The organism is Capnocytophaga sp. oral taxon 329 str. F0087 (assembly GCF_000213295.2).
In the GTDB taxonomy this organism is placed as follows: domain Bacteria; phylum Bacteroidota; class Bacteroidia; order Flavobacteriales; family Flavobacteriaceae; genus Capnocytophaga; species Capnocytophaga leadbetteri_A.
On sequence record NZ_KN390012.1, the window covers coordinates 2711 to 28642 of the forward strand.

24 protein-coding genes are annotated in these 25932 nt (G+C 39.8%); 16 read left to right on the forward strand and 8 right to left on the reverse strand.

What is annotated here, in order from left to right:
• The first annotated feature begins 266 nt into the window (after positions 1 to 266).
• From HMPREF9074_RS07285 to HMPREF9074_RS07295, 3 genes are all read left to right on the forward strand, one after another.
• Positions 267 to 2510: a nitric-oxide reductase large subunit gene (locus HMPREF9074_RS07285; protein WP_009391263.1), complete on the forward strand. Its 2244-nt coding sequence runs from the start codon at positions 267 to 269 to the stop codon at positions 2508 to 2510.
• A 164-nt stretch (positions 2511 to 2674) separates the two neighbouring features.
• Positions 2675 to 3859 carry a DNA ligase-like domain-containing protein gene (locus HMPREF9074_RS07290; protein WP_034540144.1) on the forward strand — a complete coding sequence of 395 codons (1185 nt, stop codon included), beginning with the start codon at positions 2675 to 2677 and terminating at the stop codon, positions 3857 to 3859.
• On the forward strand, positions 3856 to 4767 hold the full coding sequence (locus HMPREF9074_RS07295) for a phosphatase domain-containing protein (RefSeq protein ID WP_009391265.1): 912 nt from the start codon (positions 3856 to 3858) through the stop codon (positions 4765 to 4767). Before HMPREF9074_RS07290 ends, HMPREF9074_RS07295 begins: the two co-directional genes overlap by 4 nt.
• A 58-nt stretch (positions 4768 to 4825) precedes the next feature.
• Here HMPREF9074_RS07295 and lipB read toward each other — a convergent pair whose 3' ends face one another.
• The 7 genes from lipB to HMPREF9074_RS07330 all read right to left on the reverse strand — a co-directional run bounded on the left by lipB (position 4826) and on the right by HMPREF9074_RS07330 (position 10509).
• Positions 4826 to 5527, reverse strand: a complete 702-nt coding sequence (gene lipB / locus HMPREF9074_RS07300) for a lipoyl(octanoyl) transferase LipB (RefSeq protein ID WP_009391266.1) — start codon at positions 5525 to 5527, stop codon at positions 4826 to 4828.
• Positions 5505 to 6377, reverse strand: a complete 873-nt coding sequence (locus HMPREF9074_RS07305; RefSeq protein WP_009391267.1) for a KPN_02809 family neutral zinc metallopeptidase — start codon at positions 6375 to 6377, stop codon at positions 5505 to 5507. Before HMPREF9074_RS07305 ends, lipB begins: the two co-directional genes overlap by 23 nt.
• Positions 6378 to 6483: 106 nt before the next feature.
• Positions 6484 to 8211, reverse strand: coding sequence for a MutS-related protein (locus HMPREF9074_RS07310; protein WP_009391274.1), 1728 nt, complete (start codon positions 8209 to 8211; stop codon positions 6484 to 6486).
• Between the two features lie 105 nt (positions 8212 to 8316).
• On the reverse strand, positions 8317 to 9585 hold the full coding sequence (gene rodA / locus HMPREF9074_RS07315; RefSeq protein WP_009391275.1) for a rod shape-determining protein RodA: 1269 nt from the start codon (positions 9583 to 9585) through the stop codon (positions 8317 to 8319).
• On the reverse strand, positions 9582 to 9818 hold the full coding sequence (locus HMPREF9074_RS07320; protein ID WP_034540147.1) for a DUF6327 family protein: 237 nt from the start codon (positions 9816 to 9818) through the stop codon (positions 9582 to 9584). The genes rodA and HMPREF9074_RS07320 overlap by 4 nt, the downstream gene beginning before the upstream one ends.
• On the reverse strand, positions 9805 to 10176 hold the full coding sequence (locus HMPREF9074_RS07325; RefSeq protein WP_009391279.1) for a hypothetical protein: 372 nt from the start codon (positions 10174 to 10176) through the stop codon (positions 9805 to 9807). Before HMPREF9074_RS07325 ends, HMPREF9074_RS07320 begins: the two co-directional genes overlap by 14 nt.
• 6 nt (positions 10177 to 10182) lie before the next feature.
• Complete coding sequence (locus HMPREF9074_RS07330) at positions 10183 to 10509, reverse strand: YtxH domain-containing protein (protein WP_009391280.1); 327 nt, start codon at positions 10507 to 10509, stop codon at positions 10183 to 10185.
• A gap of 405 nt (positions 10510 to 10914) precedes the next feature.
• Here HMPREF9074_RS07330 and secDF point away from each other — a divergent pair, with 405 nt between their 5' ends.
• From secDF to HMPREF9074_RS07385, 11 genes are all read left to right on the forward strand, one after another.
• Positions 10915 to 13902: a protein translocase subunit SecDF gene (secDF, locus tag HMPREF9074_RS07335; protein WP_009391281.1), complete on the forward strand. Its 2988-nt coding sequence runs from the start codon at positions 10915 to 10917 to the stop codon at positions 13900 to 13902.
• Between the two features lie 137 nt (positions 13903 to 14039).
• The gene (gene lpdA / locus HMPREF9074_RS07340; RefSeq protein ID WP_009391282.1) at positions 14040 to 15446 is read left to right on the forward strand and encodes a dihydrolipoyl dehydrogenase; all 1407 of its coding nucleotides are present in this window, start codon (positions 14040 to 14042) and stop codon (positions 15444 to 15446) included.
• Between the two features lie 139 nt (positions 15447 to 15585).
• The gene (locus HMPREF9074_RS07345) at positions 15586 to 16770 is read left to right on the forward strand and encodes a proline dehydrogenase family protein (RefSeq protein ID WP_009391283.1); all 1185 of its coding nucleotides are present in this window, start codon (positions 15586 to 15588) and stop codon (positions 16768 to 16770) included.
• Positions 16771 to 16906: 136 nt separating this feature from the next.
• Entirely contained in the window at positions 16907 to 17785 is an 879-nt protein-coding gene (locus HMPREF9074_RS07350) for a cell division protein FtsX (RefSeq protein WP_034540150.1), read from the forward strand.
• A 37-nt stretch (positions 17786 to 17822) separates the two neighbouring features.
• Positions 17823 to 18080 (forward strand): DUF3098 domain-containing protein, encoded by a 258-nt coding sequence (locus HMPREF9074_RS07355; protein ID WP_009391288.1) that lies wholly within the window; start codon positions 17823 to 17825, stop codon positions 18078 to 18080.
• Positions 18080 to 18889 carry an undecaprenyl-diphosphate phosphatase gene (locus HMPREF9074_RS07360; protein WP_009391289.1) on the forward strand — a complete coding sequence of 270 codons (810 nt, stop codon included), beginning with the start codon at positions 18080 to 18082 and terminating at the stop codon, positions 18887 to 18889. Before HMPREF9074_RS07355 ends, HMPREF9074_RS07360 begins: the two co-directional genes overlap by 1 nt.
• Before the next feature lie 18 nt (positions 18890 to 18907).
• Positions 18908 to 19663, forward strand: a complete 756-nt coding sequence (locus tag HMPREF9074_RS07365) for a phosphatase PAP2 family protein (protein ID WP_009391290.1) — start codon at positions 18908 to 18910, stop codon at positions 19661 to 19663.
• Positions 19664 to 19735: 72 nt separating this feature from the next.
• Positions 19736 to 20446, forward strand: coding sequence for a class I SAM-dependent methyltransferase (locus tag HMPREF9074_RS07370; RefSeq protein ID WP_009391291.1), 711 nt, complete (start codon positions 19736 to 19738; stop codon positions 20444 to 20446).
• Between the two features lie 93 nt (positions 20447 to 20539).
• Positions 20540 to 21550, forward strand: coding sequence for an FAD:protein FMN transferase (locus tag HMPREF9074_RS07375; RefSeq protein WP_009391292.1), 1011 nt, complete (start codon positions 20540 to 20542; stop codon positions 21548 to 21550).
• Positions 21551 to 21585: 35 nt separating this feature from the next.
• Positions 21586 to 22617 (forward strand): FAD:protein FMN transferase, encoded by a 1032-nt coding sequence (locus HMPREF9074_RS07380; protein ID WP_009391293.1) that lies wholly within the window; start codon positions 21586 to 21588, stop codon positions 22615 to 22617.
• Positions 22618 to 22690: 73 nt separating this feature from the next.
• Positions 22691 to 23380: a 5'-methylthioadenosine/adenosylhomocysteine nucleosidase gene (locus HMPREF9074_RS07385; protein WP_009391294.1), complete on the forward strand. Its 690-nt coding sequence runs from the start codon at positions 22691 to 22693 to the stop codon at positions 23378 to 23380.
• A 63-nt stretch (positions 23381 to 23443) separates the two neighbouring features.
• Here HMPREF9074_RS07385 and HMPREF9074_RS07390 read toward each other — a convergent pair whose 3' ends face one another.
• Positions 23444 to 24703: a M64 family metallopeptidase gene (locus HMPREF9074_RS07390; RefSeq protein ID WP_009391296.1), complete on the reverse strand. Its 1260-nt coding sequence runs from the start codon at positions 24701 to 24703 to the stop codon at positions 23444 to 23446.
• Positions 24704 to 24824: 121 nt separating this feature from the next.
• On the opposite strand from HMPREF9074_RS07390, the gene HMPREF9074_RS07395 reads away from it, so the two are divergent.
• Both HMPREF9074_RS07395 and HMPREF9074_RS12150 read left to right on the forward strand, forming a co-directional pair.
• Positions 24825 to 25856, forward strand: a complete 1032-nt coding sequence (locus HMPREF9074_RS07395) for a glycosyltransferase family 9 protein (protein ID WP_009391297.1) — start codon at positions 24825 to 24827, stop codon at positions 25854 to 25856.
• A 15-nt stretch (positions 25857 to 25871) separates the two neighbouring features.
• On the forward strand, positions 25872 to 25932 hold a 61-nt coding region (locus HMPREF9074_RS12150), incomplete at its 3' end, for a type II 3-dehydroquinate dehydratase (RefSeq protein WP_369700497.1).

Genomic DNA, 25932 nt, shown 5'->3' on the forward strand with positions numbered 1-25932 from the left:
GAGTATAAGATGAGTATAAGATGAGTATAAGATGAGTATAAGATGAGTATAAGATGAGTATAAGATGAGTATAAGATGAGTATAAGATGAGCGAAGGAAAGTCGGCGAGCTGGCGCAGCCGAGTATGTGACGAATAATAAACCTACTCTACCAGAGCGAATACTAATGGATTCATAGAAAAATAAAAAAAATCTCCCTTTTTTATACAAGATAGAAATATCTTTTATATCTTTGCACCCGAAATTAAAAACACTAACAATTTTATTATGACAGCAAAAAAATTGTGGATTTGGTTAGGGGCTACAGTGGCAGCCTCTTTCTTGGTGCTGATTTTTTTCGGTGTAGAAATATATCGTACAGCACCTCCTTTCCCCGAAAAAATCGTAACTACCGATGGGGAAACGCTCTATGAAGGGCAAGACATCAAAGACGGTCAGAACGCTTGGCAATCTATGGGTGGTCAGACCGTAGGAAGTATCTGGGGACACGGAGCTTACATCGCTCCCGACTGGAACGCCGATTACCTCCACCGCGAGTCTATGCTCTTATTAGATTTGTATGCTCAAAAAGACGGCAAAGTCTATAAAGACCTGCCCGAAGAAGAGCAAGCTAAGTATCAGGTACAGTTGCGAAAAGAGCTTCGTGCCAATACTTTCAATCAGCAAACGGGGGTTATCATTTTCTCACCTGAGCGCGCGCAAGTAGCTAAAGAGTTAGCTAACTATTATAGCAAACTCTTTATGGATGACCCTGCACTCGAGCAAACGCGTACCCATTACGCCATTCCTAAGAATGCGATTAAAGACCCTGCCCGTATGGCGCAGATGAACGCTTTCTTTACTTGGACGTCTTGGGTGTGCAGCACCAATCGTCCTAATGACGATGTTACTTATACCAATAACTGGCCTTACGATCCGCTCATTGGCAACCACCCTTCTACTTCTTTGCAGATGTGGTCTGGCTTCAGCGTGCTAATGCTTCTCTTTGGTGTGGGGCTGCTTGTGTATTACCACGCTCGCAACAAAGAAGAGGAAACCAGCGAGACTTTCCCTACTGAAGATCCTTTGCGCAATATGAAGCCTACCCCTTCAATGAAAGCAACCCTCAAATACATCTGGATTGTTTCATTGCTTATCATTGTACAAATGATTTCTGGGGTTATTACAGCGCACTATGGCGTAGAAGGAGGCGGCTTCTTTGGTATTCCTCTCGATGTAGTATTGCCACAGGCTATTTCTCGTAGCTGGCACGTACAGTTGGCTATTTTCTGGATTGCTACCTCTTGGTTGGCTACAGGTTTGTATATAGCGCCTGCTGTATCTGGCTACGAACCTAAATATCAACGTCTTGGGGTGAATGTACTCTTCGTGGCTTTACTTATTGTAGTATTAGGCTCATTAGCCGGTCAGTGGATGGGAGTAATGCAAAAGTTAGGCTTAGTAGAAAACTTCTACTTTGGTCACCAAGGTTATGAGTATATCGAGCTTGGTCGTTTCTGGCAAATTCTATTACTCGTAGGTTTGTTCTTGTGGTTGTTCCTAATGGTTAGAGCTTTAATTCCAGCTCTCAAACGCAAAGACGAAAGCCGCCATTTATTGTTGTTGTTCGTACTTTCATCAGTAGCAATTGCTGCTTTCTACGGTGCGGGACTAATGTATGGTCGTCAAACACATATGGCAATAGCTGAATACTGGCGTTGGTGGGTAGTGCATCTTTGGGTAGAAGGTTTCTTCGAGGTATTTGCTACCGTAGTGGCAGCCTTCTTGTTCTCTCGTTTGGGCTTGTTGCGCATCAAAGTAGCAAGTACAGCCGTACTTTTCTCTACTATTGTATTCTTAGCAGGAGGTATATTGGGTACTTTCCACCACCTATACTTCAGTGCTACACCTACAGGGGTATTGGCATTAGGGGCTACCTTTAGTGCGCTCGAAATCGTGCCTTTGGTACTCATCGGTTACGAGGCATACCACAACTACCAATTGTCTAAAACAACCGAGTGGATTAAAGCTTATAAATGGCCTATTTACTGCTTCATAGCTATGTGCTTCTGGAACTTCCTTGGGGCAGGTATCTTTGGTTTTGCTATCAATCCACCTATTGCTTTGTACTACATTCAAGGGCTTAATACCACTGCCGTTCACGGTCACGCTGCCTTGTTTGGGGTATATGGTATTCTTGGCATCGGTTTGATTCTCTTTGTATTGCGCGGCTTGTATGCCGACCGTCATTGGAACTACAAGATTCTCGGTTGGTCATTTTGGCTTATCAATATAGGGCTGTTTGTAATGTTAGTAGGCAGCCTATTGCCTATAGGAATTTTACAAGCGGTAGAAGCTATCCAAAATGGCTATTGGTCAGCGCGTTCTGAAGAATTTATGCATACCGACACAATGCAGATTATTCGTTGGTTGCGTGTACCTGGCGATACGCTTTTAGCTATAGGCGAATTGCTATTGGTATATTTCATTATCGGTCTGAAAACCGGTTGGTCTCTTAGAGAAAAACGATAATTTATCATAGGTTAAAAATACCCATATAGCTAATTAATTCTGAAAAGGGCTGTCCACACAAATCTTCTTGCCGGACAGCCCTTTTTATTATTTATTTTTAACTAATACTGCTAATTTTGCATATCCTCTTAAAAATTGTTATCTTTGCCATCAAAATAACTAAAATGGACGATAAAGCAATTATCAAAAAACGCATCGATTGGTTTTGCAAAAACAAAATCAATGCCTTTTCACCCACTATCTCACCTGCCCCTAAGTCGGTAGAGCGCAACCAAATAGAGAGTCTCTACGAGGGACTGCGATGGTTTGTAGATAGAGGGGTAAACGAACTTTTGGTACAAAAGAAATATATGGGCTCTTATTGCGATATATACTTGCATAAAGAGCTGACCGATAGTTATTTAGTTAGCCGTAATGGCTATAAAATCAACCATTTAAATCGCACTCAGTGGCTTGCAGCCCTTACCGATTTGCACGCTCGTTTTAGCTGGAGCGATACCGCTATCCGTATCATACAGTCCGAGCTGATGCCTTGGTCTGCTTTGGGTAAGGGACTTATTGCCAACGAGTTCTCGGCTTACTACATCTCGCACCAGATACACGCCGACTATTTGCAACAGTCAGACCTATATGCCAAGATAACCCAAATACGCCAGAAACCTGAGTATAAGGCTTTTGTAGCCGATGCTAAAGCCCTATCAGGTAAGGAACTAAAAGATAAATACCCTAATCATATCATTCGTCAATACCAATCAGTACGCGATATGAAGCTCCTCGATTTGCCCAATTATGTTAAGAATATCAGCTTGTTTAAGAAGGAATTAGATATTTTCGGCAAAGAGGCTCCTATTTACTTCAAGCCGTTTAATATCCTAAAGGAAATAAAAGACGATGGTACGGAGGTATTTGTCAATGATAATCTCAGCTTTCAGCAGATTAATGACGATGAGTTTCTCCATTACACCTTTGCTGATGAAGCCGATTTTGAAGCTAAATATCCTGAAATTCGTGCTTGGGTAGATAAGATGAATGCCAATGAAGAAGAAGGGGTAGTTATAAAGCCGCGTAAGGCTTTCTTACCAGCTATGCCACCCGCTTTCAAGGTGCGCAATAACGATTACCTAACCCTTATCTATGGAGTTGATTTCCAAGACCGACTACAAGAGCAGATAAACAAACGCAATATCAAAGGAAAACTGAAGTGTTCTATAAACGACTGGGCTATCAATGCCAAATTATTGCAAACGCCCTATGCCGATATACACGAAGAAAATTATGAATTTAAGAACTTAGTACTTGACCGTATTTTGGGCGAGGAGATAGAAAATCAATTAGATAGCAGATTATGAGCAAATTACTTATATTGGTGGGGGCACCTGGTTCAGGCAAATCCACCTTTGCACGTTATTTTTTGCGTACCGAAGACAATTGGGTACGCGTAAACCGTGATGACTTTCGCTTAATGCAGTTTGGCGATTCCCTGATGATACCTTTTTACGAAGAGCGCATCAGCAAGATGGTCGATGCCTCTGTTTTAGCCTTGCTTAAGAGCGATACCAATGTGCTTATTGATGCTACTAATACCTCGCTGCGCACTATTCAAGATATGGTAAACGCTTATACTGAGTATGCTGATATTTCTTTTAAAGTATTTGATGTCCCTGTAGAAGAGCTCGTAAAACGTTGCGACAAACGTTTTGCCGAAACAGGTAAGTTTATCCCCAAAGGGGTTATCGAGAAGAATGTTAGCAATCTGCATCATACTTTAGAAAAGTTTAATTTTGAGCCTATTCCTCAGAAGGTAAAAGCACCAGAAGCGGTATATATCACTCAAGACGAGTCATTGCCTAAGGCGGTTATCTGCGATTTAGACGGCACGCTCTCTTTGCTCAATGGTCGCGACCCTTATAATGCAGCTACTTGCGATAACGATTTGCTCAATGCTCCGGTAGCCTCTGTATTGCAAATGGCTAAAGCACAGGGCTATAAGGTAATTCTCCTTTCTGGGCGCGAAGATAAATACCGCGAACCCACCTTGCGCTTTCTTGCTAAACACCAGATAGATTATGACCTCCTACTGATGCGCACAACTAATGATTTCCGCAAAGATAACATCATCAAGCGTGAACTTTTTGAGCAGGAAATACAAGGGAAGTACTTTATAAACTTCCTCTTAGACGACCGCAATCAAGTAGTAGATATGTGGCGCAAAGACCTACATTTACCCTGTTTTCAAGTAAATTACGGTGATTTTTAGATATTTATTTGATACAAAAAAGGCTGTCAATATTCTTACTGACAGCCTTTTTTAGTGTTTATTTCTTTATGGTAACTTCAAAAATCTCTTCGAAATGCTTTAGTATATATCTCTTTACTTCTTCAGTATCTACCTTTTCTTTTGATAACTCTACATTGAGTGAGGTTACTGCCTTACCCCGTATCCCACAAGGGATAATATTATCAAAATAACCTAAATCAGTATTGACATTCAGAGCAAATCCGTGCATTGTTACCCATCGCGAGGCGCGTACCCCCATTGCACATATTTTGCGAGCAAAAGGCGTTCCTACATCTAACCATACACCAGTCTCTCCTTCACTACGTTCTCCCTTTATGCCATAGTCGGCTAAGGTTCTGATGATTACCTCTTCTAGCGAACGCAAATACTTGTGAATATCCGTAAAGAAGTTTTCTAGGTCTATAATAGGATAACCTACTATCTGTCCAGGCCCGTGATAAGTAATATCGCCTCCGCGGTTTATCTTATAAAAAGAAGCCCCTTTTTTAGCTAAAGCAGCCTCATCAATTAGCAAATTCTCTATATGACCACTTTTGCCAAGCGTATATACGTGTGGATGCTCTACAAAAAGAAAGTAATTAGGAGTAGGGAGGTCAGTGTTTTCAGCCCTATTCTTGCGTTTCAGCTCAACTATTTCTTCAAAGAGGCTTTCTTGGTAGTCCCAAGTTTCTTTATAGTCTTTATGACCTAAATCCTTAACGATTATTTGTTTGTTCATAGATAGTTTTGATATTACCTTCGTTAATATCACCAGTTTTGTATCCTTTAGTAAACCAGTATTTGCGTTGCTCAGAAGTACCGTGTGTAAATGAATCGGGTACTACGTGCCCTTGCATACGTTTCTGAATAGCGTCATCGCCAACAGCATTAGCAGCACTTAGAGCCTCATCAATATCATCTACATCTAAATACTTCTGGTTATGGTGAGCCCATACCCCTGCATAGAAGTCGGCTTGTAACTCTTGGGCTACCGACCACCTGTTAGCGGCTGCTTGGCTAAGTCCCTGCTGTTGTCTTCTTACTTGTTGCGAGGTGCCTAAAAGCGTTTGTATATGGTGTCCTACCTCGTGAGCCATTACATAGGCAATAGCAAAGTCACCACCTTTGGCTCCAAAGCGCGTTTTCAGTTCCTCAAAGAAATCCATATCCATATATAACTTATGGTCTGCCGGACAGTAAAAAGGCCCTACAGACGATGAGGCTTGTCCGCAACCTGTATTTACACTAGCAGTAAAGAGTACTAAGGTAGGCTTTTCATACGCTCCAAGTCTGTTTTTGGCAAAGACTTTTTCCCATACATCTTCAGTATCGGCAAGCACAGTAGCGGTAAATTCACCGATTTTCTTCTGCTCAGCAGTTAGCTCTACGCGTTCTGTTTGCTGAGTTTGGTTGCCACCAGCTACCTGATTGACCACTGAAGCAACTTGTTGCCCTGTTTCGCCGCCAAAAAGCTGCAGTAAAACTACGATGATACCCACGATACCACCGCCTGCCAACAGACCTCCCTTACCGCTAATACCGCGTCGGTCGTCTACATTGCTACTCTGTCTTCTTCCTTCCCATTTCATAGAAATAATGATTTTTAGTGAATAAATTATTAATAGTTAGTGGTCAATGTTTTGCAAAGATATAAAACTATTGCGAATTAGCAAAATTTAAGCGTTTTACCTCTCGTTATGCAATGATTCCTCTTTCACGCATTAAGAACGTAGCGTTTCTGTTTTGGCAGGTACCTTCGCGTAGTTTATAGTCAAAGTGCAATACCCCTTCGCTGATGTCTGACTCAAAGCATTTGTTTACTAAGCGGTCGGGGTACTGTTCGCTCAGGCGACATACCTCAATATCGTGAGTGGCAACAATGCCTATCGCCTTTAGCGATAGTAGTCGCTCAATGATTTTTATAGTACCGTACTGCTTGTCTTCAGAGTTAGTACCGCGTAGTATCTCATCTAATAATACCATACAGCGTTCGCGTTTTAGAGCTGCCATAATTTGCTCTATACGATTTATCTCAGCAAAGAAATACGACTTACCATCGCTTAATGAGTCTGATAACCGCATTGATACTAATAGTGGCAGTGGGTGTACATCAGCTTTTTTAGCACAAACGGGTAATCCAAGCTGTGTAAGTAGCATATTTATACCCAATGTACGCAAAAAAGTGCTCTTACCCGACATATTCGAGCCTGTTAGGAGTACAAAATGTGCTTCATCTAACACTATATCATTAGTTACACGCTCTTTTTCGTGTATAAGAGGGTGGCCTACGGCTTCAAAAGCTATCCGATAAGCTTCATTTAGGGTAGGATATACAAGGTGAGGATAGTTGTAAGCAAAATTAGCAAAACTACACAGCACTTCTGTGTCAGCTACAGTTTCGAGCCATGGCAATACCTCTTTGCTGTAGGTGGCTTTCCACGTTTGTAAAGCTCTATAACGATGTAGGTGGTAAAAGCTGAAAGCGTTGAGCGGAATAGAGACCAATATGTTGCTTACACTATCTAAATCGTCTAATAAGCGCGAAAGTTGTGCTATAGGTTTGCTAGTTTGCAGGTTTTTCTCTGGGAAACGCTCTTCTATTAAAGATATACACGATTTGAAAGCATAAAGCATAGCATAAGTGCGTTCAAAACCGAGTTTTTCTTTGTTTATTTTGCTGATGTAGAAGAAAAATACCGATAAATTTATAGTGAGTAGTAGTTTAGCGATGCTTTTTAACACTTCGTAGTCGTATATATAGCCTAAAATTGCCGAAAGAGTGAAGACTATAGGTGAAATCACTGTAAAAACACGCGTAAATTTGCCCATTGGTGGGGTAGGGGTTGCTGCCCATTGCTGCAATCGGTCGTAGAAAGAAGGACTGTCGTCTATCTGTTCAGCGTGTGCCATAAAAGTTTGTCGCCAAGCTAATTGAGGGGTTAGAGCTTTAATTGCCTCTTGGTGGGCGAGTATGGCAGTATCTTTGGGGTACAATAGCTGTTCGGCTAAGCGTTTGCGTCCTAAGTAAGTATGGGTACGGTTGAGGTAGTGATACAATGATTTTTCGCCCAATACATCTAAGTCGTAGGCGTAAGGGTGCTGGGCAGGTTCAAAATCTTTGCCATTGTCAGCAGGGTAGATGCCTTGTTCTATAAAGGCTATTTCGCGCTCATTGATGGCTATTTTTGCCTTAGCAATGCGTCTTTTTACCGCTATTTGTTTGTGTTTGCCAATAAGTAAGAAGAAAAGCACTATCATCACAGCTGCTAAAAAGCCCCATAGCCACGAACTTTCGTTTATAGCCTTGTAGCCAATAGCTATTGCAAATAATAGGTCTATCAACCTTGCAAAAGCAACGGCATTGTACTGTTGGTGGTACTGCTTATATAATTGTGTAGCGGTCTCTAATTTTTCTTTGTACATAATAATTAAATTAGCAAATTAGTAAATCGACAATTAGCAAATCGACAAATTGGCAAATCGACAAATTGGCAAATCGACAAATTGGCAAATCGGCAAATTGACTCATTACCTCGCATCTAAACGGAGGAAGATAAACAGCAATATAGTGAAAGCCCATAGCCCTGAACCTCCATAACTAAAGAAGGGTAGGGGGATACCTATAGTAGGGATAAGACTGATAACCATACCTATATTGATGCAGAAGTGTACAAAGAGTATCGACACTACGCAATAGCCATAGACGCGGTTAAATTTGGTTTTCTGTCGTTCGGCTAACTGTAGCAACCGCAGAAGGAGTAACGCAAAAAGGACAACCACTAACGTAGTACCCGCAAAGCCCCATTCTTCGCCAATGGTGGTGAATATATAGTCGGTGTGTTGCTCGGGTATAAAGCTACCTTTGGTGCGCGTGCCTTGTAAAAAACCTTTGCCCAAAGTACCTCCCGAGGTAATAGCCGATTCAGCCATATTCGTATTGTAGGCAAAGTCGCGTTTCATTGCGGCTATTTTCTGAGGGTCAGTTTCTAAGCGCAACCATAGGCTTAGACGGTTGCGGTGGTGCTGCTTTAGCACATTCTCATAGGCAGGGTGGGTAGCCAAAGCTGTTACTAAACAGATGCCACTGAGTATGAACAAATTGGCAAAGGGTATACGATTGGTACGGCGTTTATGCCAAAAAACGTAGAAGCCAATGCATAAGGCAGAGGCTAACAGAGTAAGTGGAGTGCCGAATTTTAAGGAGGAAACAAATACTACCCCTGCTAAAAATAGGTAGAATAAGAGCGCAGAGGGCATTCCTTCGCGAAAAAGTACAAACAGTAGCGAGAAGAATACCAATAAACTCCCTACGTCGGGCTGTAGCAAGATAAGAAAAGAAGGTACACAAATAATAGCTATGGCGCGTAGTAAGTCAGGTATGCGCCGCACATCGGTGTGAATGTCGCTCACATAACGCGAAAAAGCCAAAGCAGTAGCTACTTTGGCAAACTCGCTCGGCTGCACCGTGATGCTGCCAATAGCATACCACGCCCGCGCCCCATTCGTCTCTTTTCCAAAGACGAACAGTCCCGCCAGCAATACAATGGCTATCAAGTAAAAAGTTACTGCCAGATTAATGTACAACTTGCTATCTATAGCCAAGATAAAGAGGATAAGCAAGAAGCTAAGGGCAATAAAAAGCAACTGCTTTCCGTAGAACTGATTGAGGTCGAATATAGAACTAGCTTTCAGGTCGCTATAAGTAGTTGAAAAAATAGCTATCCACCCGCAACTTACCAATAATAGGTACAATATCACCGACACCCAATCGAGGTTCTTTACAATACTATTACTCATCTTTTTCTAAATAGGAAAAATAGGGCGTATTCCATCACTAAACTGAGCCATCTTTTTTTAGGAGAAAAGATAGAAAACCACGTGCCCGCTAACAGGTTGCTTACCGTCATCTCTTCTTTGCAAACAGAAAGCTGACGCGATAGTTTAAGGGCGTGAATATCTTTTTCGAGTTTCAGTATTTTTAGGTCATTATCAATTGCCTCGAATGATTCGTATATTTTATTCTTCATCATCATCAGGTGCTGCTTTAAAGTAAATTTCCGACAGTTTCCTTAGCAAAGGTTTCACAATAAGTACCCTGCGGAAGAAGAAAGCTCCCGCAGCTACTATTATATAGAAAGTCCCTACAATAACAAAGCCCCACGCTATGCTATCTACAGCCTCACCTACTGCATAAGCTGCAGCAATCGATATGAAGAATAGCATCAACAAACACGCAAAAGCTACTATAAAAAAAGTTATTAAGCCTGTAGATGATTGGGCTATAAACCTAAAAAGGAATAGCTTATAATAGGCCACTTGCGCATCAAGAGCATCAGTTGCTTTTGTAGGAACTTCCTTAAATGATTCTTTTATCGAGTGAAACGACATAATAGCTTATTTCTGCAACTTAGCGTTAGCTTCCTTAAGGGCAGCCAATTTCTTTTCAAGGAAAGTAATTACATCGTCAGCTTTATAGCTCGATTTAGAAAGTAAGTTTTCTACTTTTTCTTCTAAGTTTTCCTTTACCTCTCCTGATTTTTCTCTAACTTCTTGGGTTAGTTTTTCCAATTTGCGTTTTAGCTTATCAGCCTTATCACTCACCCCGTCTTTTATTTTTTTACGGGTTTCTTCACCTTTGTCGGGTGCAAATAATACACCAACAGCTACGCCTACAGCTAAACCTGCTGCAAGCCCTAATAATACATTTCCTGCTTTTGCCATAATAATATTAGTTTTTAGTTTTTATAAAAATCGCACAAATATACGAATAATTTTTGAATAAGCAAGAATTCTTCGCAAATTTACAAATCGGCAAATCACCAAATCGCCAAATTGACAAATTGACAAATCGGCAATGATAGCTTGGCTATAGGTTGAATATACAATGAATATAGCTTGAATATAGACACACTGAAGAAACGCCTTTGTCAAATTAACAATAAAAACCGCAAAACCTTGCGAATTTACTAATTTGCTAATTTACAAATTTGCTAATTATCTAATTGTCTGATTTATAATACTTACAAAAAAAAGACACTAATTTTTTTTAAGAAATATTTTGTATTTAGTGTAAAATATGTACCTTTGCCGTTTGAAGATAAAAAGTTAAGTAATTCATTTAAAAAAATGCAAAACAAAGGACTTATTAAACTATTTGCCCTACTATTTGGGTTGGTAAGTATTTACCAGCTTTCATTTACGTATGTGGCAGGTAGAGTGGAAGACGAAGCCAAAGCGTTTGCTGCGGCTAAAGTGTCTAATACTCAGCCCGATTATATCGCTAAGCGCGAAGCAGTCGAAGCAAAGTATTTAGACTCAATGTTGGGGCAAGATGTGTATAACATCGGTATAGCTAAGTTCACTTTTGCTGAAGTTAAAGAGAAAGAGCTCAACCGTGGGCTCGACCTCAAAGGGGGTATCAACGTTATCCTACAGATTTCAGTAAAAGATATCCTTAGAGGGTTGGCTAACAATTCTAAAGACCCCATTTTTAACAAATCATTAGCCGAAGCGGATGTTCAGCTGCGCAAAACCGACAAAACCTACTTGGATTTGTTCTTCGAAGCTTACGCTAAAAACGGTGGTAAATTAGCTTCACCTGATGTGTTTGCTAATAAAACCCTTAGTGACCAAATCAACTTCCAAATGTCTGATAGCGAGGTGCGCCCTATTATCCGTCGCAAAGTTGATGAGTCTATCGTGTCAGCTTTCGAGGTATTGCGCAAACGTATCGACAAATTTGGGGTTTCTCAGCCTAATATCCAACGCTTGGGTGCCTCTGGTCGTATACTTATCGAGCTTCCTGGAGCTAAAGATATCGACCGTGTAAAAGCCCTTTTACAAAGTACTGCTCAACTCGAATTTTGGGAAACTTATAAGAACGGAGATGTATATCCTTACTTAGAAGCTCTTAACGAGCAACTCAAAACTACTAAAGTAGCTAAAACTACTTCTACTAAAGATACTTTAGCGGTTAATACACAAACAGGTAGCACTATCGACTCTCTTCTTACTGATGTGAAGAAAGATTCAGTACCTGCTAAAGGCACTATTAATCCTCTTTTCGATTTGGCTAGCCCTGTTCGTTACGAAAGTCCTGTACTTTTAACAGCAAATCTTAAAGATACAATGCAGGTGAATAGCTACTTGCATTCACCAGAAGCTAAACGTTTGCTACCTGCTGATTTGCAATATGTGAAATTCGTATGGGGCAAACCAGACAAGAAAACTTCTATGATTGAGTTGTATGCGCTCAAAGGCAACCGCGATAACACTCCTGCCCTTACTGGTAACGTGATTACCCAAGCAGACCAAGGGTATGATATGCGCAACCAACCATCAGTATCAATGCAAATGGACGGTAAAGGAGCTCGTATATGGGAAGCCCTTACTGGCAAAGCCTTTACTGAACGCGGCAATATAGCCATTGTACTTGATAATATAGTGTATTCAGCACCAGGGGTAACCACAGGTGCTATTTCAGGAGGTCGTTCTGAAATTACCGGTAACTTCACTCTTAATGAGGCTATCGACCTTGCTAACGTACTTCGTGCTGGTAAGTTGCCTGCAGGGGCTGACATCGTACAGTCTGAAGTGGTAGGACCTTCATTAGGGCAAGAGGCTATCGACAGCGGTATGAACTCATTCCTTATTGCTACTATCTTTATCTTCGCTTGGATGGTGTTCTACTACGGTCGTGCGGGTATTTATGCTGATATAGCTTTATTGGTGAATATTCTCCTTATCTTTGGAGTGCTATCAAGTATAGGGGCAGTGCTTACCTTACCGGGTATTGCGGGTATCGTGCTTACTATAGGTATGGCGGTCGATGCTAACGTACTTATCTTTGAGCGCTCGAAGGAAGAATTAGCTAAAGGTAAAAGTACTGACCAAGCGGTAGTTGATGGCTTTAAGCACGCTTTATCGTCTATCTTAGACTCTAATATCACTACAGGTCTGACAGCGTTGATACTTTTGTTCTTCGGTAGTGGCCCTATTCAAGGTTTTGCAACTACCTTGCTCATCGGTATTCTTACTACGCTCTTTACCGCTATCTTTATTACTCGTCTTCTTATAGACTATAGCGTAGAAAAACGTCACCCACTTACTTTTGTAACTTCTGTTACTAAAAACTGGTTCAAGAATGTTAATTTGAACTTTATAGGCAACCGCAAAGTGGGTTATGTTATCTCTATTGCTCTTTCTGTAATAGGAATTATTTCGCTTTTCACTCGTGGTCTTGACCAAGGTATCGACTTCGTAGGAGGACGTACTTACCAAGTGCGTTTTGAAAAAGAAGTAGTACCTACCCAAGTAGCCGAAGCGTTGAAAAAGGATTTAGGTAATGTAGAGGTGAAGACTTTTGGGGCTCCTAACCAAGTGAAAATCTCTACTAAATATAAAGTACAAGAAGAAAGTACTGAAGTAGATAACGAGGTACAACAACTCCTTTACAAAGGCTTACAATCTTTCTTACCACAAGGGCTTTCTTATGAAAGTTTTGCACAAGCTTCCTCTACTGATAAGGTCGGTATTATGCAGTCAATGAAAGTAGGGCCTACCATAGCAGAAGATATTAAGAGTAGTGCCTTCTGGTCAGTAATAGGTTCACTTATAGTGATAGGCTTGTATATCCTCTTCCGTTTCCGTAAATGGCAGTTCTCTATGGGTGCGATAGTATCATCAGCTCACGACGTGCTATTGGTATTGGGTATTTACTCGCTAACCTACAGCATAATGCCATTTAATATGGAAATCGACCAAGCGTTTATAGCGGCTATTCTTACAGTAGTAGGTTACTCGCTTAACGACACGGTGATTATCTACGACCGTATTAGGGAGGTAATGCGTCAGCCACATTGGTCTCGCGAAAAGATTAACCACGCCCTTAATACTACTCTTAGCCGTACCTTGAACACCTCATTTACTACTTTAGCCGTATTGGTAACCATCTTTATCTTTGGTGGTGAAACCCTTAGAGGCTTTATGTTCGCTATGATTATAGGTGTATTTGTAGGTACTTACTCATCTATCTTTGTGGCAGCACCAATCATTTACGATACTGTAAAAGATGAATCGGTGAGCTCTGATAACAAAGAAGAGCATAAAAAGTAAAAGTTTAACTTTATTTGCATAGTGAAAAGGCTGTCTTAGTGATAAGGCAGCTTTTTTTTATTTACTTTATTTTGTGTATTCAGATTATTTATTTAACTTTGCGGTGAAAATAAAAAAATCTAAAAAACCAATATAGTATGAAAACCTACGACATCGTTATCATCGGTTCAGGTCCAGGCGGCTATGTGGCTGCTATACGCGCAGGGCAATTAGGATTTAAAACGGCCCTTGTAGAAAAATATAACACTTTAGGCGGCACTTGCCTTAATGTAGGCTGTATACCTTCTAAAGCCTTGTTAGATTCTTCTCATCACTACGAAGATACCCTTAAGCATTTAGACGCACACGGTATTGAACTCTCTGGCGAGGTAACCCTCAACTTAGAGAAAATGATAGCACGCAAGGCGGCTGTGGTAGAGCAAACTTGTGCAGGTGTGAAATTCTTGATGGACAAAAATAAGGTAGAAGTCTTTACAGGAGTAGGCTCTTTTGTGTCGCCTACCCAAATAAAGATTACAGCAACCGATGCTACCGAACAGCTTATCGAAGCTAAATATACTATTATAGCTACAGGCTCTAAACCTGCCTCTTTACCTTTTATCTCTCTCGATAAAGAGCGTGTGATTACCTCTACCGAGGCACTTAAACTAAAAGAAGTTCCTAAACATCTAATAGTGATAGGAGGGGGAGTGATAGGCTTAGAATTAGGACAAGTATATAGTCGTTTAGGGGCAAAAGTATCAGTAGTAGAGTATACCGATAGTATTATCCCTACAATGGACAGAGGTTTAGGGCGAGAACTTACTAAAGTACTCAAAAAGCAAGGTTTTGATTTTTATACCGGTCACCAAGTGAAAGAAGTAACCCGTGAAGGAGCTACGGTAACAGTAAAAGCAACTACTCCTAAGGGCGAAGAACTCAGCCTGCAAGGCGATTACTGTTTAGTAGCTGTAGGTCGCCGTCCTTATACCGAAGGTCTTAACCTCGAAGCAGCTGGCGTACACAAAGATGATAGGGGTAGGGTAGTGGTAAATGACCATTTGCAGACTAATATACCTAATATCTATGCTATAGGCGATGTGGTGCGCGGCGCTATGTTGGCGCATAAAGCTGAAGAAGAAGGGGTATTGGTAGTAGAACAGTTGGCAGGGCAAAAGCCTCATATTGATTACAATCTTATACCAGGCGTTGTTTACACTTGGCCAGAAGTAGCTTCAGTAGGCAAGAGCGAAGAGCAACTAAAAGCTGAAGGAGTAACTTATAAAGTAGGACAATTTGCATTCCGTGCTTTGGGTCGTGCTCGTGCTAGTATGGATACTGATGGTTTTGTGAAAATATTAGCTGATACTAAGACCGATGAGGTATTAGGGGTACATATTATAGGAGCGCGAGCTGCCGATATGATAGCCGAAGCTGTAACTGCAATGGAGTTTAAAGCCAGTGCTGAAGATATAGCGCGCATCAGTCACGCACACCCAACTTTTACTGAAGCTGTAAAAGAAGCCGCTCTTGCTGCTACCGAGAACAGAGCAATACATAGCTAATAGTTAGTGTTGATTGTTAATGTTGAACGACAGATATGGTAAGGAAAAATAATTAAAGAAAAATTTGTTTGTTAAAAAAATAAATGATATCTTTGCCTCACATTAACAATTAATAGTTAACAATTGATAATTGACAATTATGGAAAATCGCTTTTCTGACACTAAGACCGCTTTTGAACTCAAAAGCCAATCAGAGTTAAATTGGGCTTATTGGCTCTTTAAACTCATCGGTAACAATGCCCTTATCAATATGGGTACTGCTCTTACCAATTTTTCGCTAAAGCTCCGTCTACCTGTAGAAGGAATGATTCGCAGTACGGTGTTTAACCAATTTTGTGGGGGCGTTTCGGAGCAAGACTGCCTACCTGTTATCCAAAAAATGCATAACAAAGGGGTGGGGTCTGTGCTTGACTATTCGGTAGAAGGGAAAGATGATGAAGCCTCTCTTGAAGCTACCTTTCAGAAAACGATGGAAACCATTGATTTTGGTAACCAACACCGCAATGATGGTATCCCTATCGTAGTTTTTAAACCTACAGGATTTGGGCGTTTTGCTATTTTCCAAAAAATTACTGAAGGCAAGAGCTTAACCGCTGATGAAGAAAAAGAATGGGAAAAGATAAAGCAGCGCTTTGATGCTGCTTGTAAGAAAGCCTATGAGTATAAACTCCCTATTTTAGTAGATGCTGAAGAGAGCTGGATGCAGACTGCCGCTGATGACTTGGTGGAAGAGATGATGCGCAAGTATAACAAGGAAGAAGCTATTGTATACAACACGCTACAAATGTATCGCCACGACCGTCTGCCTTACCTAAAAGGACTTTATGAGCGTTCAGTAGCTGATGGTTTCTATATTGGGGTGAAGGTAGTGCGTGGAGCGTATATGGAAAAAGAAAACGAACGCGCTGCTGAACAAGGCTATCCTACCCCTATATGTGCTAGCAAACAGGCTACTGATGATAATTATAATGCAGTTGTTACCTATATTATAGAGCATATCGACCGTATTGCACTTTTTGCAGGTACTCATAACGAAGAAAGTGCTGCTCTTATTATGGACTTAATGGCTAAAAAAGGACTTGCTAAAGACGATAAACGTGTTTGGATAGCCCAATTGTATGGTATGAGCGACCATATTAGCTTCAATGCCTCAAAAGAGGGGTATAATGTGGCTAAATACTTGCCTTTCGGTCCTGTGCGCGAGGTAATGCCTTACTTGATACGCCGTGCTGAAGAAAATACTTCAGTGGCAGGACAAACAGGACGCGAGCTTACACTGCTAAGTGCTGAGAAAAAACGCCGCAAAACAGAAAAGAACTCATAGATTATTATTCATATTTATTTTTTCCTCGTTTCGTCAACCTCCTCCTCTCCTGATTGAAACGGGGAAAAAATTTGTGCTTTATCATTTGTCATTTGTAATTATTTTGTAATTTTGCCCCGTTATTAAACTTATTATAATGTCGCGTTCGATAGATTCATTTAACAGAAGAAGACTACTCACCTCTTATTTTTCGGTTATCGTAAGTATTACCTTGGTGTTGTTTTTGTTGGCTTTCTTTGGTTTTTTGGTACTCAGTACTAAAAAAATAGCTGACCATTTCAAAGAGCAGGTAACAGTAACTGTGCAAATAAAGGATAATGCTAAAGCAGCTGATATTACCCAACTGCAGAAAACGCTATCAGTAGCTGATTATGTAAAAGAGCTGAAGTTTATATCGAAAGATGAGGCAGCAGAGAAGTTTAGTAAGGATATAGGAGAGGATTTTGTTACTTTTATTGGCACCAATCCGCTGCGAAATGCTATAGACCTCAGTCTGAAAGCTGAGTTTGCAGAGCCTGATAAAATGCAAGAAATTAAACACGAATTAGAGCAAAATTCGTTTGTGTCCGAAGTAATATACGATCAATCATTGGTAGCACTCATTCACGATAATGTGAATAGAATAGGGTTAATCACTTTAGTTTTTAGTGCCCTTTTTACCTTTGTGTCGGTGTTGCTCATCAATGCGTCAATTAGGCTTTCTATTTACTCTAAGCGTTTTATTATCAAGACAATGCAGTTAGTAGGGGCTACGCGTGGGTTTATACGTCGTCCGTTTATACGCACTAATGTACGCTTAGGGATATTAAGTGCCTTAATAGCAATGAGCTTTTTCTATCTTTCTCTTTTGGCTATTGTTAGATCGTATCCTGAGTTTGGAGTGCTGATAGACAGTAGTGTACTATTGATAGTATTTGTAGGTGTATTGCTGATAGGTATTCTTATCAGTTGGGGTAGTACTTTTTTTGCTACTCAGCGTTTTTTAAACCTAAACACCAATGATTTGTATTACTAATTAGCGAATAATTCAAAATTGAAAAAATACAATTATAATGAAACATCATTCAACCCTTATTTTTGAAGAGAAAAATTATATTTTTATGGCGATAGGCTTAGCTGTTATAACGCTAGGCTTTTTGCTGATGAGTGGAGGTGGTAGCGATAATCCTGCAGTGTTTGATGCGTCAATTTTTGACTTTAGACGTATTCACTTAGCACCCGCTTTAGTGCTTTTGGGCTTTGCCATAGAAATATACGCTATATTGCTCAACCCTACTAAAAAAGAAACTCAAAAAGAAGAAAATAAATAATGAATACACTACAAGCTATTATTATCGCTATAGTAGAGGGACTTACTGAGTACCTTCCTATTTCATCAACAGCCCATATGGGCTTTACCGCCAGCTTGATGGGAATGCCTGAAGATGAATATCTGAAAATGTTTCAGGTATCTATACAGTTTGGGGCTATCTTATCGATAGTAGTGCTATATTGGCGCAAATTCTTTGACTTTTCTAACTTCAATTTTTATATTAAGTTAGCTTGTGCAGTAGTGCCAGCCTTGATATTAGGAAAACTTTTTGATGATAAGATAGAAGCGGTATTGGGCAATCAAAAAGTAATATCTATTGTGCTTATTATAGGGGGGATTATTCTAATATTTGTAGATAAATGGTTTAAAAATCCTGTTATTGATAACGAAAAAGAGATTTCAGTAAAGAAAGCAGTTATAATAGGCTTTTGGCAATGCTTGGCGATGATGCCTGGTACTTCGCGCTCTGCAGCTTCTATCATTGGGGGTATGACCCAAGGGCTTTCGCGCAAGGCTGCTGCTGAGTTCTCTTTTTTCTTGGCTGTTCCGACAATGTTAGCTGTAACCGTTTATTCGCTTTTCTTAAAAAAATGGGGTGCTGAAGGTACGGTACAACAAAAAGGTTATGAGCTTATTATGGCAAGCGACCAGTCTTTTTGGTTGTTTATTATAGGCAATGTGGTAGCCTTTGTAGTGGCGATGATAGCAGTGAAGTTTTTTATACATATACTTACTAAGTTTGGTTTTAAAGTGTGGGGTATCTATCGTATAATAGTAGGTTCAGTACTTTTGTACTATTTCTGGTAGTAAAATGATTGATAGCCAATGAAAGTATTGTTTTTTATTATAGCATTTTGCTTTATTCTCATCTCTTCAGTAAAGGCACAAAACGATAGTCTGTCGATAGCTTTACCCTCTTCGCTATTGACAACTGAAAAACCAAGTGTACAGCAAGTATTGCTACCTGCATCGCTTATATCATTAGGACTTATTTCTAATGCTACCTATATTAATAGGTATGTGCAAAGACACGCTTATAGATTTTCGGGAGGACAGAAACACCGTTTTGATGATTACCTGCAATATGCCCCTATAACAACTACTTTTGCGCTTAGCAATTTTGGCGTTAAACCCAAACATACGGTGAAAGAACGGTTGATAGTAGGTGCTACCTCTTATGCTATTATGGCAGCTTTGGTAAATGGAGTAAAATACACTACACGCATACGCCGCCCTGACAACAGTAGCTATAATTCTTTTCCTTCGGGACATACAGCTACAGCTTTTACAGGAATGGAAATGCTTTGGCAGGAGTATAAAGACGAAAGTGTATGGATAGGAATTAGCGGCTATGCACTTTCTGCTGTAGTAGCAGGTATGCGTCTGCATAATAATCGCCATTGGGCAGGTGATGTGTGCGTAGGAGCAGGAATAGGTATCCTTAGTACTCGTGCCGCTTATTGGCTTTTGCCCTATACTTCTAAATGGTTTTCAGCTGAAGAAAAATCTTCTGTTCAGATGGTGTGTTACCCTGTTTATTCTGCTGAAATGAAAGGTTTTGGACTTACCTTGTATCGTTAAACTAAAAACTATTAGAATTTGTCGGTAATTAAATACATTTTAAACACTATACCACGTCCGTACCTAATAAAAATGAGTTATTGGGTACGTCCTTTTTTGGCACTATATTTGAGAGGTAAAAAATATGAAGATCCTATTGATGGAAAAACATTTAGGAAGTTTTTGCCTTATGGCTATGGTAGTCCGCGTGCCAATGTGCTTTCGCCCTCTACTTTGTCGTTAGAGCGGCATCGCTTGCTGTGGTTGTACCTTACTCGAGAGACTGATTTTTTCTCGAAACCTTTGAAAGTGCTACACGTAGCCCCAGAACAGGCGTTTTATAAGCGCTTTAAAAACCAGAAAAATCTGACCTACATCACCACAGATCTTTATTCGCCTTTGGCAGATGTAAAAGCCGATTTGTGTGCTTTGCCTTTTGAAGATAATAGTTTTGATGTGATATTTTGCAATCACGTGTTAGAGCACATCCCTGATGATGCACAAGCAATGCGCGAATTGTACCGCGTAATGAAAAAAGGAGGCTGGGGAATATTTCAGGTACCCCAAGATATAAATAGGGCACATACTTTTGAAGACGATACCATCACCGACCCTGCTGAGCGTACTCGCATTTTTGGACAGTACGACCACGTACGCGTGTACGGGTTGGATTACTTTGATAGGTTGCGACAAGTGGGGTTTGAGGTAGAAGAAATAATCTATTCAACGCATTTTACAGCAGAAGAGATAGAACGCTATCGGATAGTACCGCAAGAAATTTTACCACTATGTAAAAAACAATAATAAGTAGGAATGTTAATTTTTAGAAAATAATTAACAAAAAATTTGGAGGGAATAAATAAAAAATATATCTTTGCGCACAATATTGATTAAACAATGAAATATTTAGTGTTTATACTTACTATGGTAATGGTGGCCTGCCAACCTTCTGTAAACGAAAAAGTATACTTAATAGAAGGAGAGGCACAAGGGTCTACTTACCACATCAAGTACATAGCTGAGCGCGATGAAAATCTCAAACCAGCCATAGACTCAATACTTGAAGTGATAGACCGCTCAATGTCTACCTACCGTTCTGATTCGGCTATTTCGAAGATTAATCAGGGAGATACTACGGTGGTGGTAGATGAGCATTTTAGAAAAGTGTTTGAAGCTTCGCAGCAGATATGGCAAGAAAGTGAAGGACTGTTTGACCCTACAGTGGGTGTATTAGTAAATGCTTGGGGATTTGGTAAACAAAAAATAAGCGAAGCAGACCTTCCTACTGATAAAAAGATAGATAGTCTTAGAAAATATGTAGGATTTGATAAAGTGGCGATTACAGAAAAGAATCTTATAAAAAAACGATATACTGAAATACTTTTTGACTTCAACGCTATTGCCCAAGGCTACACCTCGGATGTAGTGGCTAACTATTTAAGTGCAAGAGGAATAAAGAACTACATAGTAGAAATAGCTGGCGAAATGTACTTAAAAGGTAAGAATACAGTTGAAGATAAGTCTTGGACAATAGGCGTTGAGAATCCGTTAAAACCATTAGATGATCGCGATTTGGTCGCTACTATTCAGTTTACTAACCAAGGATTGGCAACCTCTGGTAATTATAGAAAAGTATGGACAGATAGCAATGGGCGTAAATACGTGCATTCTATCAACCCACTAACAGGTAGGGCTACCCAGAGCGATGTGCTAAGTGCTACCGTAGTAGCCCCCTCAACAATGTTAGCCGATGGATATGCTACTATGTTTATGGTGATGGGACTTGCAAAAAGCAAGGCTTTTTTAGAAAAACATCCTGATTTAGCAGTACTATTAGTGTATAGTGATGACAAGCATCAGGAAGCAACCTATAAGACGAAATCATTTGAAAAATTAATAATTCACTAATAAAAAAACTAAATAATTTTTTATAATAAGCAAATATGAAAACAAGAATTTTAACATTGTGCTTAGGAGGACTTCTACTATTCTCTTGTGATTCGAAAAAAGGAACTCCTAAATATCAAGAAATAGAAGGTGTAGCTGGAACTGTAGAATACCGAGTTAAATACATCTCTACAGACACCATTAGTTTAAAGTCTTCTATTGATTCAATAGTGAGGACTATAGATAACTCACTTTCTGTTTATAACGAAGAGTCTATTGTCTCAAAAATTAATAAGGGATATGTGCCTATCAAAGCAGATGAACACTTTAAGAAAGTATATACAGCTGCTCGTGAGATATGGAAAGAAAGTGGAGGAAAGTATGACCCAACAGTGGGGTTACTTATAAAAGTATGGGGATTTGGTCGTGAGATGATACAACCTATTTCTAAACTACCTACTGACCAGGAGATTGATAGCCTAAAACAATATGTGGGATTTGACAAAGTGCAAATAGGGGCTGATGGTTATGTAAAAAAAGAACATCCAGCTATTCAAGTGGATTTGTCGTCTGTAGTAAGAGGCTATACCGCTGATGTAATTGGTGACTATTTGCAAGGAAAGGGTATCAATGATTATGTGGTGAAAGTAGCAGGCGAAATAAAAGTAAGTGGTAAAAATACTGTAGAAGGAAAACCTTGGGTAGTAAATGTGATTGACCCTTATGAATTGGATTCTAATTATTCTGAAGTAAATCTAAAACTAACTAATGAGGCTGTTTCTACTGATGAGAACTTCCGCCGTGTATGGATAGATGGTACAGGAAGACGCTTTGTGCATATTATCGACCCTTCAACAGGTAAACCTTTGGAAAGTGAAATGCTTAGTGCTACAGTAGTTACCAAATCTGCACGCGAGTCAGATTCGTATGCTACTATGTTTATGCTTATAGGTCTTGAAAAAAGTAAGGAATTTTTAGCTAAACATCCTGAAATAAAGGCTCTTATAATATATAGTGCCGAGGGTAATAAGGCAGAAACATATATAACTGAAAATATGAAACCATTATTGGTAGAAAATAAGAAATAGATAAAGTTCATATTTATAGTAAGGGGCTGTTCTTTAGAGATTGAACAGTCCCTCTTTTTAATTTATTTATCAAATGATAGGAATTATAGGAGCTATGGAGCTGGAGATTAATACTCTCAGGGCTGCCATTATAGATTGTAAGGAAACAAAGATAGGGCGTTTTGCATTTTATGAGGGGACACTCTGTGGTACAGAGGTAGTAGTGCTACTTTCGGGTATCGGTAAGGTGAGTGCTGCAGTAGCTACTACTTTGTTAATAGAAAAATATAACCCCTCACTTATTATTAATACAGGTACTGCTGGAGGATTAGCTGATACTTCAGTGTACGATATTATTTTAGCTACTGAAGTACGTCATCACGATGTAGATGTAACGGCTTTTGGTTATGAAATAGGGCAGCAGGCGCAGATGCCTCCCGCTTTTATAGCAGATGTTCAATGGTCAGCACAACTGAAAGAAGTAGCAGCACAACATCAGTATCGCTTGCATTATGGGCAAGTAGTTAGTGGTGATGCTTTTATTTCATCACCTGAACGTTTGCAGCAGATAGCTAATACTTTTCCGCAAGCTAAAGCGGTAGAAATGGAGGCTGCTGCTATAGCTCAAACTTGTTATCTGTTAGGAGTCCCTTTTGTGATGCTTCGTGCTATATCAGACAAGGCAGGCGAAGGTAATGCAATTTCGTATAACGAATTTGTAGAAGAAGCAGGTAGGATTTCGGCAGAAATAGTAAAGGCATTTTGCCAAAAGATTAGAAGATAAAAATAAAAAACTTTGCCAAGGAAGTAAAAGACTTTGGCAAAGTTTTTTATTTGTACGCTGTTTTTATTTGGTGTAGAAATTGACTATTTTCTGTATGGCTCTTTCGCAGACAGGGCAGAAACCTTTAGGCTCATTAGACTTCATACGGCAGTCTTGCATAGGGCTATAAACCCCCTTGCTGGTATAGCCTCCTCCTTCAAAAGCACCTACTACTTTTTGGTATTTTTTGGTACGAGGGGTAGGGATAGGCGTATTTTTCTGCACCATATCTTTCCATTTACTACCAAAATCAACTAAAGTGGTGATGTTTTCTTCCCACGGTTCTATTTTTTGATTGTACATATCCTGAAAAGTAGGATCCCAATCGTAGTAATACTCATCGGCAAGTCCCACAAAACCGTGTCCAAACTCGTGTATATACACCTTTTCAGAGAGTTCGTTGTCGGCAGTGCCTAAATTAAGATGATTGTAAAAACCACCTCCGCCATAAATAGGGGTATTGACTAATACATATAGTTGGTCATAAGGTACTGCAGCCGCTACATCAGCTATTTCTTTCAGACTGTTGGTAGTGAGGTAACGCTCCTGATTAAAAGTATAAAAAGAAGAATTGAACGCTGTGTTTCGGTAAATGTTTTTACCTGGTACATCAGTGCCACTTTCAGCAGAAGGTACTGCTATAGCACGTACGTTGAAGTCTTTTTTGAGCTTGTCGAAAGGAGGAATGGTGAACATATAGTCGGTCATACGCTGGGCATCAGCATAAAACTTATCGGCTTCGGCAGCTGTATAACCTTCTGCAAGAATAACCAAATCTACTTTTTCAGAAGGGGAGCCGTTTATTAGTAGGTCTTTTGAAGGGTAATTGATAGGCATTTCTACCTTAATAAAATAATCGTCAGGACGTATTTCGCAGCTACTAAGTGGGTGAAAAATACCCTCACGGTCACGTTGATCAATCTGTACCCTTAGCGTTTTTTTAGGAAACGGGATTTGAATAGCGTGATAAAAGAGGCGTTTTTCGTTTTTAGCCTCATCGATAGCAGCCCACTCGTTAGAAAGTGAGTTAAAACCTTTTGAAAAGACGATTTTTGAACCATCTAATACCAGCAATCGGAAACTACCCCAGTTAGGTGCAATAAGCTGATGAGTGGGGCCACCCCAATATGGTTCTTTCTTCAGTTGTTGAAAAAGTACTTCAGTATGCTGGGCGTCGGTAAGCAAATTGAAGTCGATGCGTAGACTCTTAGAAAAGTCAAAAACACTTGGCTCTTGCGCCCAGATGCATTGAGCAATAAAAAAAACTAAAAATAAATGCTTCATAATATATAAAAATTAAAAAATAATTACTACATTTGCACTATAGTTAACCCTGTTTTTTGATTACAAGTAGGTGTCTTTCAGCTGCCAAAAGTAACAATAAAATATTTAATACCAAAACAAAATGGAACATATCGCTATTTTTAGAATGTCAGCAATGGGAGATGTAGCTATCAGTGTACCCATAGTAACTGCATTTGCTGACCAATATCCAGAGGTGAAAATTACGTATGTTACGCGTCCACTCTTTGCTCCTATGTTTGCACATATTCCTAATTTGGAAGTGTTTTCGCCTGAGCTAAATGGCAAACACGCAGGATTATGCGGACTCTATAGACTGTATAAGGAGTTGAAAGCTAAAGGAATAGATGGAGTGGCTGATATTCATAACGTATTGCGTACTAATATTTTGAGATTGTATTTCAAAGGAAGTGGGATACCTTTTGCCCAAATAAATAAGGGGCGCATAGAAAAACAGGCACTTACTCGTTACCGTTTTAAGTCATTTCACCCTCTAAAGCCTTCTTATCAGCGTTATGCTGATGTGTTTGCTACTTTGGGATTCCCTATAGATCTAACAGAAGATTATCTGCTTTCACCTCCCGATATAAGTGAAACAGTACAAAGAATGTTAAGTGAAACAGTGAATATAGGGGTGGCTCCTTTTGCTTCGTATGAGGGGAAACAGTACCCTTTTGAGAAGATGTGTGAAGTGATTCAGCAACTTTCAGTACAATATCCTAATGGTAAAATATATATATTTGGAGGAGGAAAGAAAGAAGAGGAAAAAGTAAAGCAAATATGCTTACCTAATGCTGAGAATATGGTAGGTAAGCTCTCTTTTAAGCAAGAGTTAGAGCTTATTTCGCGCTTAGATGTAATGGTGGCTATGGATAGCGGTAATGCGCATTTATCGGCTATGTATGGAGTGCCAACGATTACTATTTGGGGGGTAACCCATCCATACGCTGGTTTTTATCCGTATGCCCAGCCAATGGAGAATGCTCTTTTGGCAGATAGAACACGTTTTCCTCTTGTTCCTACTTCAGTTTATGGTAAAAAATATCCTAAAGGGTATGATAAAGCAATAGAGACGATTACGATAGAGGCAATTTTAAATAAAGTGAGAGAGGTAATAAATAAAGAAGAAAGATAAGATATGAAAAAAATAATGATTATCAATGGGGCAAATCTCAATCTTTTAGGTAAAAGAGAACCAGAAGTATATGGGA